The 18,018-nt window shown below is 64.8% G+C and carries 18 protein-coding genes; 10 read left to right on the forward strand and 8 right to left on the reverse strand.

Annotated features, from left to right (window positions below; genetic code table 11):
* Positions 1-2: 2 nt before the first annotated feature.
* The 4 genes from doeA to ehuR all read right to left on the reverse strand — a co-directional run bounded on the left by doeA (position 3) and on the right by ehuR (position 4,685).
* Positions 3-1,220: an ectoine hydrolase DoeA gene (gene doeA / locus AC1Z32_RS31255; RefSeq protein WP_483482698.1), complete on the reverse strand. Its 1,218-nt coding sequence runs from the start codon at positions 1,218-1,220 to the stop codon at positions 3-5.
* 11 nt (positions 1,221-1,231) lie between these two features.
* Positions 1,232-2,236 (reverse strand): cyclodeaminase, encoded by a 1,005-nt coding sequence (locus AC1Z32_RS31260; RefSeq protein ID WP_483482699.1) that lies wholly within the window; start codon positions 2,234-2,236, stop codon positions 1,232-1,234.
* Between the two features lie 4 nt (positions 2,237-2,240).
* On the reverse strand, positions 2,241-3,206 hold the full coding sequence (gene eutB / locus AC1Z32_RS31265; protein ID WP_483482700.1) for a hydroxyectoine utilization dehydratase EutB: 966 nt from the start codon (positions 3,204-3,206) through the stop codon (positions 2,241-2,243).
* Positions 3,207-3,287: 81 nt separating this feature from the next.
* On the reverse strand, positions 3,288-4,685 hold the full coding sequence (ehuR, locus tag AC1Z32_RS31270) for a MocR-like ectoine utilization transcription factor EhuR (RefSeq protein WP_483482701.1): 1,398 nt from the start codon (positions 4,683-4,685) through the stop codon (positions 3,288-3,290).
* A 237-nt stretch (positions 4,686-4,922) separates the two neighbouring features.
* Between ehuR and ehuB the strand changes: the two genes are divergently transcribed.
* The 7 genes from ehuB to AC1Z32_RS31305 all read left to right on the forward strand — a co-directional run bounded on the left by ehuB (position 4,923) and on the right by AC1Z32_RS31305 (position 10,742).
* Entirely contained in the window at positions 4,923-5,777 is an 855-nt protein-coding gene (gene ehuB, locus AC1Z32_RS31275) for an ectoine/hydroxyectoine ABC transporter substrate-binding protein EhuB (protein WP_483482702.1), read from the forward strand.
* A 50-nt stretch (positions 5,778-5,827) separates the two neighbouring features.
* On the forward strand, positions 5,828-6,511 hold the full coding sequence (gene ehuC, locus AC1Z32_RS31280; protein ID WP_483482703.1) for an ectoine/hydroxyectoine ABC transporter permease subunit EhuC: 684 nt from the start codon (positions 5,828-5,830) through the stop codon (positions 6,509-6,511).
* Positions 6,508-7,176 (forward strand): ectoine/hydroxyectoine ABC transporter permease subunit EhuD, encoded by a 669-nt coding sequence (gene ehuD, locus AC1Z32_RS31285; protein WP_483482704.1) that lies wholly within the window; start codon positions 6,508-6,510, stop codon positions 7,174-7,176. Before ehuC ends, ehuD begins: the two co-directional genes overlap by 4 nt.
* Before the next feature lie 73 nt (positions 7,177-7,249).
* Positions 7,250-8,074, forward strand: a complete 825-nt coding sequence (gene ehuA / locus AC1Z32_RS31290; RefSeq protein ID WP_483482705.1) for an ectoine/hydroxyectoine ABC transporter ATP-binding protein EhuA — start codon at positions 7,250-7,252, stop codon at positions 8,072-8,074.
* 76 nt (positions 8,075-8,150) lie between these two features.
* Complete coding sequence (locus AC1Z32_RS31295) at positions 8,151-9,719, forward strand: FAD-dependent oxidoreductase (protein WP_483482706.1); 1,569 nt, start codon at positions 8,151-8,153, stop codon at positions 9,717-9,719.
* A gap of 10 nt (positions 9,720-9,729) precedes the next feature.
* Positions 9,730-10,353, forward strand: coding sequence for a UdgX family uracil-DNA binding protein (locus tag AC1Z32_RS31300; RefSeq protein WP_483482707.1), 624 nt, complete (start codon positions 9,730-9,732; stop codon positions 10,351-10,353).
* 8 nt (positions 10,354-10,361) lie between these two features.
* Positions 10,362-10,742 (forward strand): DUF3175 domain-containing protein, encoded by a 381-nt coding sequence (locus AC1Z32_RS31305; protein ID WP_483482708.1) that lies wholly within the window; start codon positions 10,362-10,364, stop codon positions 10,740-10,742.
* Between the two features lie 44 nt (positions 10,743-10,786).
* Here AC1Z32_RS31305 and AC1Z32_RS31310 read toward each other — a convergent pair whose 3' ends face one another.
* The gene (locus AC1Z32_RS31310) at positions 10,787-10,945 is read right to left on the reverse strand and encodes a hypothetical protein (RefSeq protein ID WP_483482709.1); all 159 of its coding nucleotides are present in this window, start codon (positions 10,943-10,945) and stop codon (positions 10,787-10,789) included.
* Positions 10,946-11,253: 308 nt separating this feature from the next.
* On the opposite strand from AC1Z32_RS31310, the gene AC1Z32_RS31315 reads away from it, so the two are divergent.
* From AC1Z32_RS31315 to AC1Z32_RS31325, 3 genes are all read left to right on the forward strand, one after another.
* On the forward strand, positions 11,254-11,421 hold the full coding sequence (locus AC1Z32_RS31315) for a hypothetical protein (RefSeq protein ID WP_483482710.1): 168 nt from the start codon (positions 11,254-11,256) through the stop codon (positions 11,419-11,421).
* Positions 11,422-11,506: 85 nt separating this feature from the next.
* Positions 11,507-12,778, forward strand: coding sequence for a PQQ-dependent sugar dehydrogenase (locus tag AC1Z32_RS31320; RefSeq protein ID WP_483483354.1), 1,272 nt, complete (start codon positions 11,507-11,509; stop codon positions 12,776-12,778).
* Positions 12,779-13,255, forward strand: coding sequence for a hypothetical protein (locus tag AC1Z32_RS31325; RefSeq protein ID WP_483482711.1), 477 nt, complete (start codon positions 12,779-12,781; stop codon positions 13,253-13,255).
* Between the two features lie 6 nt (positions 13,256-13,261).
* Here the strand turns inward: AC1Z32_RS31325 and AC1Z32_RS31330 are convergent, their stop codons facing one another.
* The 3 genes from AC1Z32_RS31330 to AC1Z32_RS31340 all read right to left on the reverse strand — a co-directional run bounded on the left by AC1Z32_RS31330 (position 13,262) and on the right by AC1Z32_RS31340 (position 17,781).
* Positions 13,262-15,478, reverse strand: a complete 2,217-nt coding sequence (locus tag AC1Z32_RS31330; protein ID WP_483482712.1) for a hybrid sensor histidine kinase/response regulator — start codon at positions 15,476-15,478, stop codon at positions 13,262-13,264.
* Positions 15,479-15,619: 141 nt separating this feature from the next.
* Entirely contained in the window at positions 15,620-16,477 is an 858-nt protein-coding gene (gene nadE / locus AC1Z32_RS31335) for an ammonia-dependent NAD(+) synthetase (RefSeq protein ID WP_483482713.1), read from the reverse strand.
* A 101-nt stretch (positions 16,478-16,578) separates the two neighbouring features.
* Positions 16,579-17,781, reverse strand: coding sequence for an ammonium transporter (locus AC1Z32_RS31340; protein ID WP_483482714.1), 1,203 nt, complete (start codon positions 17,779-17,781; stop codon positions 16,579-16,581).
* Positions 17,782-18,018 lie beyond the last annotated feature (237 nt).

Genomic DNA, 18,018 nt, shown 5'->3' on the forward strand with positions numbered 1-18,018 from the left:
TGTTACTCCTTCACGAACAATTTGCGAGGTGTGTTGCAGAAGGTCTCGACGCCTGTATCGGTAATCAGGATGCTCTCCGTGATTTCGAGGCCCCAGTCGTCGAGCCACAGGCCCGGCATGAAGTGGAACGTCATGCCGGGTTCGAGGACGGTCTTGTCCCCGGGACGCAGGCTCATCGTGCGCTCGCCCCAGTCCGGCGGATAACTCGCGCCGATCGGATAACCGCAACGGCTGTTCTTCTCGATGCCGAACTTCGCCAGCACCGCGAAGAACGCATTGGCGATGTCCTCGGTCTTGTTGCCCGGCTTCGCCATCGCAAGACCTGCCTCGATGCCTTCGACAACCGCCTTCTCGCCTTCGATGAAATGCTGCGGCGGCTTGCCGAGATACACCGTGCGCGACAGCGGGCAGTGATAGCGCTTGAAGCATCCCGCGATCTCGAAGAACGTGCCGGCGTTCGCCGTGAACGCCGAGTCGTCCCACGTGAGGTGCGGCGCGGCGGCATCGGAACCGGTCGGCAACAGCGGCACGATGGCCGGATAATCGCCGCCATAACCTTCGACGCCCGTGATGCCCGCCTCGTAAATCTGCGCGACGAGATCGCTCTTCTTCATGCCCGGCTCGACCTTGTCGAGAATGCGCGCATGCATTTTCTCGACGATGCGCGCCGCGACGCGCATATATTCGATCTCGCGCGGCGACTTCACCGCGCGCTGCCAGTTGACGAGCGCGGTCGCATCGACGAACTTCGCGTTGGGCAAATGCTGCGTCAACGACGCATACGCCTTCGCGCTGAAGTAGTAGTTGTCCATCTCCACGCCGATGCGCTTTTGATCCCAGCCACGCGCGGCGATCACTTCAGTGGACAGGTAATCCATCGGATGGCGCACCGTGGATTGCACATAGTGATCCGGATAGCCGACGATATTGTCGTGCGACATGAACACCGTGCGCTTCGCGCCGTTCGCGTCCTGGCCGCGGCCGTACCAGACCGGCTCGCCGTCCATCGCGAGCAGCACGCACTGATGCACGTAGAACGACCAGCCGTCGTAGCCTGTGAGCCACGCCATGTTGGTCGGGTCGGTCACGATCAGCAGATCGATGCCCGCCTTCTCCATCGCGCGCCGCGTCTTCGCGATGCGCGCATCGTATTCGCTGCGCTCGAACGGCAGGCGTACCACGGGCGCCTCACCCTTCTTCTGTTGCATGATTTCGGACATCGTCCCCTCTATCAAGCGGTCACATCGTTGTGGAAAATGGTTCCTGCCTTTGCCGCGCGCGCACGCTGAATTGCAAGCGTTGCAATCGCGGTGTCCTGCGCACCGGTGCCGGTGAGATCGCACACGGTGACTTCGTCGTCGTTCGCGCGGCCCGGCGCTTTTTGCGCGATGACTTCGCCGAGTTCGGCGAATGTACTGCCAGCATCCGTCACGCCTGCTTCGATCGCGTGATGCAGTTCACCCAGCACGCGCACCTGCTGTAAGCGATCACATACGTAGCGCGCTTTCGTGAACACGTCCGGCGCGATTTCGTTCTTGTGCTCGGCGTCCGAGCCCATCGCGGTGATATGCAGGCCGGGATGCAAATCGCGTGCGTGAATCAAGGGCTCGCGGCTCGGCGTCGTCGTGATGGCGATGTCGGCGTGTTTGAGCGCCTGATTGACGCTGTGGGCGACATCGCACGGCAAGCCTTCGCAATCACGTGCGAACTGCTGCGCGCTCTGCGAATCGCGCGCCCATACGGTCACGTGTTCGATATCGCGCACGAGGCGCAACGCCTTCAGTTGCAGACGCGCCTGCTCACCCGCGCCGATGATCGCGACGCGCTTCGCATCCTTGCGCGCGAGCCAGCGCGACGCAACCGCGCCCGCGGCCGCCGTGCGCACCGCGGTGAGATAACCGTTGTCGAGCAATACCGCTTCGGTGAGACCCGTGCGCGCCGAGAGCACGAGCATCAGGCCATTCAGGCTTGGCAACCCGAGCGACGGATTGTTGAAGAAGCCCGGGCTCACCTTGATCGCGAAGCTCGGAAAGCGCGGCAAATACGCGGTTTTCACGTCGACTTCGCCTTCATGCTCGGGAATGTCGAGACGCAGGATCGGCGGCATCGCGACGGCTTCGGTCGCGAGCGACTTGAACGCGGCTTCGACTTGCTCGATCGCGTCGAGGTCGAGTGGGACGAGCTTGCGCAGTTGCGCCTGCCCGAGCAGCACGGTGGAGGTATCGATGTTGGACATAGGTTCAGGCCGCTCCAATCAGGCGACGATGCGTTTCGATATCGATGTTGCTGCCGCTCACCACGATGACGATCGGCCCGCCTTGCGCCTTGACCGCGCCATCGAGCAGCGCCGCCATGCCGACCGCGGCCGCGCCTTCGATGACGAGCCGCTCCTCGCGATAGGCATGCACGATGCCGCGCGCGATCGACACTTCATCGAGCAGCACGACCTCGTCGATGAGATCGCGCGTCATGGCGAACGTATGCTGGTTATCCAGGCCGATGCCGCCGCCGAGCGAATCGGCGAGCGTTTCGAGTTCGTCGACGAACACGGGCTTGCCGGCCGCGAGACTCGCGTGCATCGCGGCGCCGCGTTCCATCGACACGCCGATCATCTTCACCTGGGGACGAATGCTCTTCGCCGCGAACGCGACGCCGCTGAACAATCCGCCGCCCGACAAGGGCACGACGATGCTCGCCGCATCGGGCAGCGCTTCGAGAATTTCCAGGCCCATCGTGGCCTGTCCCGCGATCACGCGCTGATCGTCGAAAGGCGGCACGAACGCATAGCCTTCCTCGCGCACGAGCCGTTGCGCTTCGACCTGCGCATCGTCCTGGCTCTTGCCCGTAATGACGACACGCGCGCCGAGCGCGGCAACAGCATCGACCTTGTTCTTCGGCACGAGCGAGGACATGCACACGGCCGCCTCGATGCCGAGCGCGCGCGCCGCATGTGCGACTGCGCGGCCATGATTGCCCGTCGATGCGGTGACGACGCGCTTGCAGCCTTCCTCGGCGATCTGCGCGAGCGCATTGGTCGCGCCGCGCAATTTGAAGCTTCCCGTGGGTTGCAGCGTTTCGAGCTTCAGATGAACCGGCACGCCCGCGATACGCGAGAGCGCAGCCGATTGAACGAGCGGCGTGACGAGCGCGCGTCCTTCGATGCGCTGGCGGGCGCGGTAGACATCGGCGAGCGTGAGTGCGGACATATCGGGCTGAGTTGCGTGTTCGGGTAACGATGCAACTCAGTCTAATGTCCTAAAAAATCGTTTTCGATTGTCCTAGTTCATTTAGTTGAAGTCGTGCACATGCGGGTATTGCCCGAACACTTCGCGAATCGTTTCGATCGCCGTGCGAAACGCGCCTTCGCCGACTTCCGCGCCCACGCACAGCCGCACCGCGTTGGGCCGTTCCGCACCGCGCACGAGAAACGGATCGGGCGATGTCACCGCGATATTGCGATTGCGCAATTCACGCGTCATGCGCTCCGCCTCCCATTCGTCGGGCACGCGCAGCCATGCCGAGAGCGCATTCGGATGACTGCCCAGCACATACTCGCCGAGCACTTCGCGCACCACGCTCTGGCGGGCCGCCAGCCGCTCGCGTTGAACCTGCACGAGCCGTTGCGCCGTGCCGTCCATGATCCAGCGCGCCGTGACTTCGGCTATCGGCGAAGTCGCCATCCAGCTGCTCACGCGCAGGACGCTTTCCGCGCGCAGCGCGAGCCGGCGCGGCACCGTCATGAAGCCGGTGCGCAAACCGCTCAGCACCGATTTCGTCATGCTCGTGCAGTAAAACGCGAGTTCGGGAATCAGGCTCGCGATGGGCGTTTGCGTCTTCGCGGGCAGCGCGCCATAGACATCGTCTTCGATCACATAGACGCCATAGCGCTCCGCGATGCGCGCAATCGCACGGCGGCGTGAATCGGGCATCATCGCGACCGTGGGATTGTTCAGCGTCGGCGTGCAGACGAGCGCGCTCACGCGCTCGCTGTCGCAGACTTCCTCGAAGTGCTCGGGGCGAATGCCGTGCTCGTCGATCTCCAGACCTTTGAGCGTAAACCCCAGTACGTTCGCCGAACCGATCACACCATGGTCCGTCAGGCTCTCGCACAAGACCGTATCGCCGGGACCTACGATCGACGCGAGCGCGAGAAAGATGCCGTGCGCCGCGCCGTTCGTGACGAGCACGGTGTCCGCGCTCGCCGGCATGTTGAGGGCCGCGAGCCACGCGACACCCGCCTGCCGGTGATGCTCGAAGCCCGCGATCGGCCGGAACGCGCGTATCCACGGCTGATCCTCGATGGTCGATAGCGTCGCGCAGACCTTGCGCCACATCGCGTCGTGCTCGGGCGTATGCACGATGCGCGCGATCGAGAAGTCGACCACCGAGCGCTCGGCCGTATCGAGCATGTAGTTGGACATCGCCTCGGTCACGCGCGCCGAAACGAAGCTGCCGCGCCCCACTTCGCAGCGGATCAGCCCTTGCCTTTCGAGTTCCTTGTACGCGTTGGTCACGGTCTGCACGCTGATCGCAAGATCCGCCGCGACCTCGCGCTGCGGCGGCAGGCGTTCGCCCGACGCGAGCGCGCCGCTTTCTATGTCGGCGGCCATCGCCTTGACGAGCCGCTTGTACTTGGACTGCACGCCCTGCACCGTGCGCACGGCGTCGCGCCATCTTTCATTCACTTCCTGCTCCTCACATACCGGGTTTCATGCGCAATAGTGGCGCAAAAGCGCGCGCAAAAATAATTGTCCTAGAGCAATTCGAACAAATATATGGCTTTGTATTCTGCGTCGGTGGCTGTGCTGCGAGGCGCCTCAAAGGCGTGTGGAGTAAGGGTTTTCTCGGTCTCTCGCGCTCGATGCCGCCACTGGATTGCCCTCACTCGACCACGCTTGAAGAACCATTACCACGGGAACGATATGAACACGAAGCGACTGTCTGGAATGCTGGCAGCGGCGTGCGTCGCGGCAGCGAGCCTTGCCGCCTATGCCACGAGCGCGAGCGCGGAAACCACGTTGCAGCGCATCCAGCGCACCGGCGAGGTGCGCATCGGCTATGCGAACGAAACGCCCTTCGCCTACACGACGCCCGACGGCACCGTGACCGGCGAATCCCCCGAGATCGCGAAGAAGGTGTTCGCGAAGCTCGGCGTGAAGAAGGTCGATGCGGTGCTGACCGAATGGGGCGCGCTGATCCCGGGCCTGAAGGCCGGCCGCTTCGACGTGATCGCGGCGGGCATGTACATCACGCCAGAGCGTTGCAAACAAGTGGCATTCGCCGACCCGCAATACCAGATCCCCGACACGCTGCTGACCATGAAGGGCAACCCGAAGAACCTTCACAGCTATGCCGATGTCGCGAAGCAACCGGACACGAAACTTGCTGTGATGGCAGGGACGGCCGAGCTCGGTTATGCGCGTCAGGCTGGCATCAAGGATGACCAGATCCTGCAGGTTCCGGACACCACCGCGCAATTGCAGGCCGTGCGCGCGCGCCGCGCCGACGCGGCCGTCGGCACCGCATTGACGATGAAGGGACTCGCGACGAAGGGCGGCCCGCAGGTCGAGGCGATCAGCCAGTTCAACGACGATCCGAAGCACACCGGTTATGGCGCGCTCGCGTTCCGTCCGGAGGACACCGATCTGCGCGATGCAGTGAACAAGGAACTGCATCAGTGGCTCGGCACCGAGGACCATCTGAAGACGGTCGCGCCCTTCGGCTTCGACAAGTCGAACGTGACGACAAAGAAAGCGCCCGAGCTCTGCGCCGGCTGAGCACCCTTCCATCGCTGCGCGCAGCGTTCATCCATTAGCGAGGAACCGTCATGAGTGACCTCAATGAGCTTCTGCCCTTGATGATGAAGGGCACGCTCGTCACGATCCAGATCGCCGTCATCAGCATCGTGCTCGCGATCATCATGGCGGGTGTCGCGACGGCGTTGCGCGCCGCGCCATACCGCGCCGTGCGTTGGGCGGGCAACGTGTATGTCGAGGTGTTTCGCGGCACGTCGCTGCTCGTGCAGTTGTTCTGGCTCTTCTTCGTGTTGCCGCTGCCGCCCTTCAATCTGCAGCTGACGCCCTTCACGGTCGCCATCGTCGGGCTGGGGCTGCACTATGGCGCGTATGGCTCGGAGATCCTGCGCGGCGCGCTGCGCTCGGTGCCGGGCGGGCAATACGAAGCGGCGCTCGCGCTGAACATGCCGGCCGCGGTGCGGCTGCGCCGCGTGGTGCTGCCGCAGGCGATGATCAACGCGCTGCCGCCCGCGACCAACCTGATGATCGAACTGCTGAAAGGCACGTCGCTCGTCTCGCTGATCACGCTCTCGGACCTCACGTTCCGCGCGCGCCAGCTCGATGAAGCGACGTTCAAGACGGCTGAAGTCTTCGGGCTCACGCTCCTCATCTACTTCGTGCTCGCGCAGGTGATCGTCGCCGTGATGCGCGTGTTCGAGCGGCGCGTGAGCAGTCATGTCGCCATCCGCAGCACTGTTCCGAGGGCCGCATCATGACGACGCTGGGTCAACTCTTCGATGTGAAATACGCGCTGCATATCCTGCCCGAGCTGGCGCGCGCGGCGACCTACACGATCGGCATCACGCTCGTCGGCTTTGCTATCGCGCTCGTGCTCGGCCTCGTGCTCGCGATCATGCGGCGCAGCGATTTCGCGCCGCTCGCGAAGACCACCGCGTTCTTCATCGAGTTCATTCGCAGCACGCCGCTCCTGATTCAGGTGTATGTGCTCTTCTATGTCGCGCCGCTCTACGGCTTCACGATGTCCGCGCTGACGGCGGGCACGCTCGGCATCGCGGTGCACTATGCGTGCTATGTCTCAGAGGTGTATCGCGCGGGGCTCAACGGCGTCGCACGCGGGCAATGGGAAGCGTCGTGCGCGCTGTCGCTCTCGCCGTGGCGCACCTATACCGGCGTGGTTCTGCCGCAGGCGATTCGCCCGGTGATTCCCGCGCTCGGCAACTATCTCGTCGCGATGTTCAAGGACACGCCGGTGCTCTCCGCGATCACCGTCGTCGAACTGATGCAGCAGGCGAAGAACATCGGCTCCGAGACCTTCCGCTATCTCGAGCCGATCACGATGACCGGGATCTTCTTTCTCATCATCAGCGTGACGTTCGCCTCGGGCGTGCGTCATCTCGAACGGCGCGTGAGGCTGCCATGATGGCTCAGGCTCGCGTATCGACCACTCAGACCCCGCTGGACGGCGCACGCTAATGCAACTCCAGGAGCAGCAGATGAAACGAGATCTCGATCCGGCGCTCGGCGCGGCGGCAGAGAAGAACGCGAACGCGCCGATCGTGCGCTTTCGCAACGTCACCAAGCGCTACGGCGCGCTCACCGTGCTCGACGGCCTCGATCTCGATGTCGCGCCGAACGAGAAAGTGGCGATCATCGGGCCGAGCGGCTCGGGCAAGTCCACGCTTCTGCGCGTGCTGATGACGCTCGATCCGCTGACCGACGGCGTCATCGAAGTGGATGGCGAGCCGCTCACGCACGAGATGCGCGGCGGCAAGCTCGTCCCCGCGTCGCCGCGGCATGTGCGGCAGGTGCGCAGCAAGATCGGCATGGTGTTTCAGAGCTTCAATCTGTTTCCGCACATGACCGCGCTCGCGAACACCATCGAAGCGCCGATGAGCGTGCTCGGGCTCTCGAAGAAGGAAGCCACCGAGCGCGCGCGCGAACTGCTCTCGATGGTCGGCCTGTCCGAGAAGTGCAATCACTATCCGTCGCAGTTGTCGGGCGGGCAGCAGCAGCGCGTCGCGATTGCGCGCGCGCTCGCAATGCGTCCGAAGATCATGCTCTTCGACGAAGTTACCTCGGCGCTCGATCCCGAACTGTGCGGCGAAGTGCTCACCGTGATCCGCCGCCTCGGCGAGGAGCACAACCTGACGATGCTGATGGTCACGCACCAGATGGGTTTCGCGAAGGAATTCGCCGATCGCGTGTGCTTCTTCTCGCAAGGCAAGATCATCGAGCAGGCGCCGCCGCAGCAGTTCTTCACCGCGCCGCAGCATGAGCGCACGCGGCAGTTCCTGCGGGCGGTCACCGAAGCGCTTTGATGACGCGTACCGTCGCGGTCCGATAATTGCTACGCGCTCTCCGTATGGCTCAGTGCGTAAGCCAACGGAGAGTGCGATGTCCCCGACCCAGCATAAAGTCGCGCGCTTCGCGGATCTGCCCGCCGGGCGCGGCACGCGCGTGTGCGTCAAAAGCGGCGACAAGGACGCGAAGGAAACGCCCATCCTGCTCGTGCGCGACGGCGACGCCGTGCGCGCCTACAGCGCCGAATGTCCGCATGCGGGCGGCCCGCTCGATGAAGGCGCGATCTGCAACGGGCGCATCGTGTGTCCGTGGCACAAGGGCACGTTCGACGTGCGCGACGGCAGTATCGTCGAGCCGCCGCCGCTGAAGCCGCTGACGCGCTATGAAGCGACGATCAGGGACGGCGACGTGTATGTATCGCCGGAGCCCGTCGAAAGCGGCGACGTGCCTAAGAAGCAAACCAATGCGAGCCGCACCATGTTGATCGTGGGCGCGGGAGCGGCGGGCGCGGCTGCGTGCTCGGCTCTACGCGAAGCGGGCTTCGGTGGCCGCATCGTGCTCGCGGGCAACGATGCGCGCGAGCCCTACGATCGCACCTCGCTCAGCAAGTTCACGCTCGCCGGCGACATGCCGCCCGATGACGTCCCGCCCCTGCTCGACAGCGATTTCTTCGAGAAACACGGCATCGAGCGTATCGAATCGCAGGCCGTGAAGCTCGATGCGAACGAGAAGCGCGCCGAACTCGCGAATGGCCAGAAGATCGATTATGACGCCGCGCTCGTCTGCACCGGCGGCATTCCGAAGCCGCTCGATATTCCCGGCGCGAAACTGAAGCACGTTCATTTGCTGCGCACGCGCGAAGATGCGCGCGCGATTCTGCAGTCGCTCGAAGGACGCAAGCGCGCGGTGATCGTCGGGGCGAGTTTCATCGGGCTCGAAGTGGCTTCGTGTCTGAGGAAGCGGCAAATCGACGTGGCCGTCGTCGCACCGGGCAAGGTGCCGTTCGCGAAGCAGTTCGGCGAGCGCATCGGCGAGATGTTCAGGAAGCTGCACGAAAAGAACGGCGTGACGTTTCATATGAATGCGCGTGTCAGCGCGTTCAAGGGCAGCGATGCGGACGCAGTCAGCGAAGTGATCCTCGATTCCGGCGAGAAGCTCGCGGCGGATCTCGTGATCGCCGGCACGGGCGTCGAGCCCGCGACGTCGTTTCTGTCGGGCGTCACGCTCGCGGATGACGGCGGCGTCAATGTCGACTCTGCCATGCTCGCCGCGCCCGCGCTCCATGCAGCCGGCGATATCGCGCGCTTTCCCTTGCCGCGCTCGGATCAGAGCGTACGCATCGAGCACTGGCGCGTCGCCCAGCAGCATGCGCGCGTCGCCGCTTACAACATGGCGGGCAAGACGCGCGAGTATGTCGGCGTGCCCTACTTCTGGACCTATCACTACGAAAAGACCTTCGACTATCTCGGGCATGTGAAGGAGCCAGACAGCATCGAGATAGATGGCGATCTCGATGCGCAGCATTTCATTGCCTATCTCCTGAAGGATGGGCACGTGGGCGCGGTCGTCGCGTGCGAGCACGACGCGGCCGTGTGCCGTCTCGCCGAAGCTATGCGCGAGCCGCTCACGCTCGACGACGCCCGCCGCACCGCAAGTGCATGAGCGAAGCGCGATGACGACGAAGCAACCCGGCGTCGAGCCGCAGCAGACACCCGAATCGCTCAACGAATGCCGCCGCTGCGCGCTCTGGGAACATGCGACGCAAGCCGTGCCCGGCAAGGGTCCGCGTCACGCGCCGATGATGATCGTCGGCGAGCAGCCGGGCGACCAGGAGGACTTGCAGGGCAAGCCCTTCGTCGGGCCCGCCGGCGCGATGCTCGATCGCGCGCTCGAAGAGGCCGGCGTCGCGCGCAAGGAGGTGTATGTCACCAATGCCGTGAAGCACTTCAAGTGGGAACCGCGCGGCAAGCGGCGCATGCACAAGACGCCCGCGCAGCGTGAGATCGATGCGTGCCACTACTGGCTCGAGCGCGAAACGGGCGATGTCGCGCCGAAGGTGATCGTCGCGCTCGGTTCGACCGCGCTCAAGTCCGTGCTGCGCGATTCGAAGGCCACATTGCAGGCGTCGATGGGACACGCGATCGAGCACGAAGGCCATGCGATCGTCGCGACGTATCACCCCTCGTTCGCGTTGCGCGCGCCCGATCCCGAGACGCGCGAGCGGGCCTACAAGGCGATCGTCGATGCGTTGCGGGAAGCGCAGCGGCTCGTCGCGCATCATCGGAAAGAGCGTTGAGGAAAGCCATGGCAACGAGCACGAGAACATCGTCGAAGAAAACCGGCAGCGGCAAGCGTCCCAGCACGCGGCAGAGACATGCGCTCGCGAGCCCCCGCAAGAAGCCGACGCGATCCGCGCACCGCTGGTCGCATCACGTGATGGAAACGAGCGACGCGATGGATATCCAGCGCGATATCTTCAAGACCGGCAATGCTCAGGAAATCGCCGATTCGCTCAAGCGTTCGTCGACGCGCAGCAAGCGCCGCAAAGGCTCGCCTTTTCAATCGGCGATGTCGATGTTGAACTTCTATATCAATCGCGCGGGACGGAATCTGCCGAAGTCGCGCAAGAGCACGCTGGAACGCGCGAAGAAGCGCCTGCGCGAAGCCTTCGGACGCAAGTCCTGAAACGATCGCGCGCGGCCTCGATTGAACGGGACCGCGCGCGTGCTTCATGCCACTTCTCCAAGACGATCAAGGTTGACGCTGGCCGCCCTGATGCTGAGGCTGCGGCTGGTTCTGCTGCCGCTGGCCCGTCTGATGACCTTGTTGCGGTTGCCCCGGTGACTTTTCTTGTTGGCCGTGCTGCCGGTGAGGTTGATTCGATTCATTCGGCATGGACGGCTTATTGCCCGTTTGCTTCTGGTTTCCGCTCATACAATCCCTCCTGGCCATGTCGCCGCGCTTCGTACACCGCGTGACGACGTTGCAGTGGTAAAAGCCGCGGCTCTCGCCGCATGAACACTCAAGCATCACGCGTACCAGCGCGGCGCGCCGCTCTCCGCGTATCTCAAGGCGCGCGCGCGTGCAAAAACTGCCAGACGGTGGCAAGCCTTGCAATGCAGCCAAGGAACGCCGCTTGCTCCGCATTCGACGCAAACCCATTCGACGCAAACCCGCTCGAAATCTGGAGACAGCGATGGCGCAACAACCTCCACTCAATCCCGGCGATGAAGCCGAGCCCGGCGTGCCCGGCACCGGCGAAGATCTCTGTCCGGACTGCAACGGCACCGGCAAACGCAATGGCGCCGACTGCGAGACCTGCGGCGGCACCGGCAAGGTGACGCAAGGCATCGGCGGCGGCTGAGCCGCATCTTCGACGTCCGACTCGTCACGGGAGCCAAGGCTTGAAACTACGAACGAAGAAGCAACTTGCTACCGCGCTCGCGCTGATGCTCGCAAGCGGCGTCGCGATCGGCGAGGACTACGCGCAAGGCTTCGGCCCGAATCCCACGCTGCCCGCGCCGCATAAATCGCTGATGCCGACGGTCAACATCGCGCCGGCGAAACCCTGGCCGCAGGGACAAAAGCCCACGGCGCCCGCGGGCTTCGAGGTGACAGCGTTCGGCGCCCAGCTGAATCATCCGCGCTGGCTCGCGACGCTGCCCAATGGCGATGTGCTCGTCGCCGAAAGCAACGCGCCCGCACAGCACGATGAAAACGCCGGCATCAAGGGCTTCGTGATGAAGAAGGTGCAGAAGCGCGCGGGCGCCGCCGTGCCGAGCCCGGACCGCATCATGCTGCTGCGCGATGCGGATGGCGACGGCGTGGCGGACACGCGCACCGTGTTCATCGACAAGCTGCATTCGCCGTTCGGCATGGCGCTCGTCGGCGATGATCTCTATGTCGCCGATACCGACGCGATCATGCGCTTCAAGTACGAGAACGGCGCGACGCAAATCTCCACGCCCGGCGAGAAATTCATGGACTTGCCCGCCGGCGACATCAATCATCACTGGACCAAGAACATCATCGCAAGCCAGGACGGCAAGAAGCTTTATGTGACGGTCGGCTCGAACAGCAACGCGGCGGAGAACGGCATCGACGCGGAGAACGGGCGCGCGGCGATCATGGAGGTGGATATCGAATCGAAGCAGGCGCGCCTCTTCGCAACGGGCCTGCGCAATCCGAACGGCATGTCGTGGCAGCCGCAAAGCGGCGCGCTGTGGACCGTCGTGAACGAACGCGACGAACTCGGCAACGAGCTCGTGCCGGACTATCTGACGTCCGTTAAAGACGGCGCGTTCTATGGCTGGCCGTATAGCTATTACGGCCAGCACGTCGATGAGCGCGTGAAGCCGCAACGCGCGGAACTCGTGCAATCGGCCATCGTGCCGGACTATGCGCTCGGCGCGCACACGGCATCGCTCGGCCTCACGTTCTACGACGGCAAGGCGTTCCCGGAGCGCTATCGCAACGGCGCGTTCATCGGTCAGCATGGCTCGTGGAATCGCAAGCCGAGAAGCGGCTACAAAGTCATCTTCGTGCCCTTCGAAAACGGCAAGCCCTCGGGTCCGCCCGAAGATATCCTGACGGGCTTCCTGTCCTCGGATGGCCATGCGCTCGGACGGCCCGTGGGCGTCGCGCTCGATGGCAAAGGCGCACTGCTCGTCGCCGATGACGTCGGCAATACGGTGTGGCGGGTCGCGCCCGCCGCGAAGTGAATGGCTGCCAGGAACCCGAAGCGCGGCACGCACAGCCCGCCGACTCTGTTCGCGCTCGCGGAGCGGCAGATCGTCGGGCTTTACGATGCGGGCGTGATGTCGCCCGCGGTGCTGCATCACGTGGTCGCGGCGTTTGCGGATAGCGGCATCGACTGGAACGAGGAAGGCACGCTGCAAACCGTCGATGGCCATACGGTGCGGGAAGCCGTCGTGCTCGTCATGATGCCGGGGCGCGCGCTGAGGAACGCGCAGAAAGATTTCATGTCGGTCGTCGAGCATCTCGCGGGCAGCGCACCGCAGGCCGGCGAAGAACCAGCGGAAGACGACGAAGACCTGCTGACTCAACTGGGCGGCAATGCATCATCGCGGTCGAAGCGTCCGGCTGCGAAGAAGAACGCGCAAGCCGCGGCGGAGCCGAAGCGCGCGGCCTTCAATCCGCTCGTTGGCGCGCGATCCGTGCAAGGCAACAAGCGCTGAGCGCGATCAATGCGGCACGCCCGGCGCGATCAGATCGAGCAGATCATCCATGTCGAAGGGCTTCGCCAGAATCGGCACGCCGAGATGCTTCGCGCGTTCCAGCTCGTCCGCGTAACCCGTCATCAGCACGAGCTTCTGCGATGGCAGGCGCTTCGTGATCTGCTCGGCCAGATCGATGCCGTTCATGCGGCCGGGCATCTGCACGTCGGAGAGCACGAGATCGAAGGCGTAGCCCTCGCCCATTAGCGCGAACGCGGCATCGGCGCTCGCTTCGTGATGCACCGTGCAGCCGAACACTTCGAGCACCGCCGTCACGCCCGCCGCGACGTCCGCGTTGTCTTCCACGAGCAGAACCGACGTGCCGCGCAGCGGCTCTTCCGGGTCGCCGCGCGCGGGCACGAGCGGCGGCGGCGCGTTATGGGGCGGCGCGTGCGCCTCGGCGGCCGGCATGTGAAGGTCCGGCGTCGCCGGCATGGGACCGTGATGCCGCGCCAGATAAAGCCGCACGGTCGTGCCCGCGCCCGGCACGCTCGTGATGCGCGCCGTGCCGCCCGCCTGCTCGCACGCGGCGAGCACCTGCGCGAGACCGAGACCCGTGCCCGCGCCGCGCTGCTTGGTCGTGAAGAGCGGCTCGAATGCGCGCCGCCGCACCTGCTCGGTCATGCCCTCGCCGTTATCGGTGATCGAGATCAGCACGTATTCGCCATCGGGGATATCGATTTCCGCGCTGCGCACGCGCGCGTTCTGGCAGCGGATCACGACGCGCCCGCCGTGCGGCATCGCATCGCTCGCATTCACCGCGATATTCACGAGCGCGAGTTCCAGTTCGACCGGATCGGCCATCACCTTCCACAGATCGGGCGACAACTCCAGCGTCACCGAGACGGACGGATGCGCCGATTTCTTCACGAGACCGAGCACGCTTCTCAGCCAGTCGGCGGGATCGATCAGCTCCTGCTTGAGCGGCTGCTTGCGCGCGACGCTCATCAGCCGCCGTGCAAGCGATTCCGCGCCGGCCGTCGCGCGCTCCACCGCGAGCACTTCGCTCTCGACGCCGTTGAAGTGCTTGCGCCGCGCGAGCTCCATGTTCGAGCCGACGACCATCAGCAGATTGTTGAAGTCGTGCGCGACGTTCGCGACGAGATTGCCGAGCGCGCCCATGCGCCGCAACTGCCGGCTCGATGCCTCGATGGAAAGGCGCGTCGCGACTTCGGCCTGCCAGCGCTCCCATGCGGCCTGCTCGGCGTTGAGCCGGCGGATCGAAAACGCGATCAGCAGCCATACGCCGATGCACGGCAACAGCGCGATCGACGCGACGAGCACGAGATTGTCGCGCCAGCGCGCTTCCACCGCCGATATCGCATAGCCTGTCGCGACATAGAGCGGATAGTCGCCCACGCGCCTGAACGCGAGCAGCCGCTCGACGTGATCGACACTCGAACTCATGCGTATGGTGCCGTACAGCTCGTTGTTGCGAAATGCGTTGGTGAACGGCGTGTTCGTTGCGGGCTGCGTGCCGTCCGCGCTCGCCGGAAAGCGCGCGAGGATGTTGCCGTCGCGCCGGTACAGCCCGATGACCACCGCGTGATCGCCCGCCGCGAGCTCGCGATAGAAGTCGGTGAAATAGCCGCGCTTGATCGCGATCGACACGACACCGAGAAACTGCCCGTCGTGGCCGATGCGGCCCATCGTCGTCGTGAACACGTCCGAGCGCGCCACTTTGCCGCGCAATGGCAGCGAGAAGTAGGTGACTGGCGCGATCGCGCGCGCGGCCTCGAAATCGTCGCGCTCGGAGATCGTCACGGCGGGCGCCGGATACCAGCGGCTATTGGCGAGCAGCCCGCCTTTCTGGCCGAACACGGAAATGGCGGCGATCTGCGCGAGTGTGCCGCTCATGTCGTCGAGCGTGCGATGCAGCCCTTCTTCGCGGCGCCTGATGCTCGCGTCGTCGCTGTCGCCGAGCAAATCGACGATGCGCGTCTCGAGTTGCTGATTCAGGTCGATCACTTTCAGCGCGTGCTCGTTCGCCACGCGCGTCAGACGCTCGGTGAGTTCCTGCGCGTCCGCGAAGCGGCGCTGATGATCGTAATAGCCATAGATGCAAAGGCATGCGAGCGGAATCACGATCGACGCGGCCAGCACGAGCAGAAGCATCTTTCGCGTCCAGGCGAAATTGCGCGCGGGCAGCGGCAGATCGAATGTCGCGGTCTCAGTGGAGTCCAAGCGTTGCGCCTCCGAGGAATTCGACCGGTATATCGTAACCGGGCGCGCCCGAAAGCGGCATGACGATCGAGGATTACGCCGGGCCGGGCATTTTCACGGGACGCGGCGCGCGCGTCAATCCGGCGCGGCGCTGACGGCGCTTCAGCGAAGTGCGTGCCTGCGCCAGTCGTCGTAGGGCGTGACCGGCAGCGCGCGCTTGTGATGCGTCGCATCGTGGAAGCGGTAGACGGTCGTGTAGACCTCGTCGGAGACGCGCCTGCCTTCGAGGAAATCGTCGATGTCCTCGTAGCCGATGCCGTAGCTGTCTTCGTCGGGCTTCATCGGCGTGAGCGTTTCGAGGTCGGCGGTCGGCACCTTTCTCGCGACCTCGGTGCTCGCGCCGAGCGCTTGCGCGAGCGCGCGCACGCGGCGCTTGTTCAGGCCGTAGAGCGGCAGCACGTCCGCGCCGCCGTCGCCGAACTTGGTGAAGAAGCCCATCAGCGATTCGGCCGCGTGGTCCGTGCCGATCACGACGCCCGCGTGCGCGGCGGCCACCGCGTATTGCGCGATCATCCGCTGACGCGCCTTGATGTTGCCGAGCACGAAGTCTTCGTGACTCGCATCGCGATACGACAGGCCGGCAGCCGCGAGCGATTCGCGCATCGCGTCGGCGGCTGGCTTCACGTTGACGGTGAGCGTCTCGTCGGGCCGGATGAACGCAAGCGCGCGCTGCGCATCGGCTTCGTCGCGCTGCTCGCCGTAGGGCAGACGCATCGCGATGAAACGCGCATCCACGTGACGCGCGCGCAGGCGCTCGACCGCGAGCTGCGCGAGACGGCCCGCCGTCGACGAATCGACGCCGCCGCTGATGCCGAGCACGTAGGTCCTGAGCTTCTGCGCTTCGAGATAGTCCGCGAGGAACGCGATGCGGCGCTCGCGTTCCGCTTCGAGATCGAAGACGGCGGGAATCTTGAGTTCTTCGATGATGCCGGGCTGGCGGGAGGCGTGATCGTTCGACATTGTGCGGGCTCGCTGGGCTTGATGGCGGGGCTCATGGCCTGGCTACGTTACAGCAAAGTCCGAGCCGCCTCCTCACGCGTGGCGCCGCTATCGGCGCGGCATCAACCCGCCATTTCGCGATCGGGCGTCGCCGAGATGCGATGGATCGCGAGATCGGCGCCGTTGAACTCCTCCTCGCGATCGAGCCGCAAGCCGACGGTCGCCTTGATCGCGCCGTACACCGCCGCGCCGCCCGCGAGCGCGAGCACCACCGCGCCCGCCGTGCCGATGAGCTGCGACCAGATCGACACGCCGCCGATGCCGCCGAACGCCTTCTGCCCGAAGATGCCCGCCGCGATGCCGCCCCACGCGCCGCACATGCCGTGCAGCGGCCACACGCCGAGCACGTCGTCGATGCGCCAGCGGTTCTGCACGCACGTGAACATCTGCACGAAAAGCACGCCCGCGACCGCGCCGACGATCAGCGCGCCGAGCGGATGCATCAGATCCGAACCGGCGCACACGGCGACCAGTCCCGCGAGCGGCCCGTTATACGTGAAGCCCGGATCGTTGCGGCCCGCGAACCACGCGGCGAGCGTGCCGCCGACCATCGCCATCAGCGAGTTCACCGCGACGAGGCCGCTGATCTTGTCGACGGTCTGCGCGCTCATCACGTTGAAGCCGAACCAGCCGACCGCGAGCACCCATGCGCCGAGCGCGAGAAACGGAATGCTCGAAGGCGGATGCGCGGCAATGCGCCCGTCCTTGTGATAGCGCCCATGACGCGGCCCGAGCAGCAGCACGGCCGGCAGCGCGACCCATCCGCCGAACGCATGCACGACGACCGAGCCGGCGAAATCATGAAACGGCGCGCCGAAGACTTGCGCGAGCCACGCCTGAATGCCGAAGCGCTCGTTCCACGCAACGCCTTCGAGCAGCGGATAGATGAAGCCGACGATCACGCAGGTCGCGAAGAGCTGCGGATTGAACTTCGAGCGCTCGGCGATGCCGCCCGACACGATCGCCGGAATCGCGGCGGCGAAGGTCAGCAGGAAGAAGAAGCGCACGAGCGCATAGCCGTTGTGCTCGGCGAGGATATCGGCGCTGTGCATGAACTGCACGCCATACGCGATGTTGTAGCCGATGAAGAAGTACGCGAGCGTCGACACTGCGAAGTCCACGAGGATCTTCACGAGCGCGTTCACCTGATTCTCGCGCCGCACCGTGCCGAGTTCGAGGAACGCGAAACCCGCGTGCATCGCAAGCACCATCGCGGCGCCAAGCAGCAGAAAGAGAGTGTCGGTGCCGGATTGGAGTGCCTGCATGTTTCGAGCCGTCGAGTTCAGAAAAGGCGCTCTTTTTGCAAGTTCCGGGCCAAGTTGGCGCAATGAGCATCGAAACGGTGCGCGAGCCTTGGACCGCGTGGTTTAGCCTGGTGCAACGTGCGCCGCGAGCGCTCATCGCGCCTCGCCCGATGTTGGTGCAATGCCCCGTCTAGCGGCATTGCATGCACCGGTCGCGAGCCAAAAATTTCAGCACGCAGGGCAAATGTATGGCGATCG

Source organism: Caballeronia sp. 11_S32 (genome assembly GCF_056930355.1).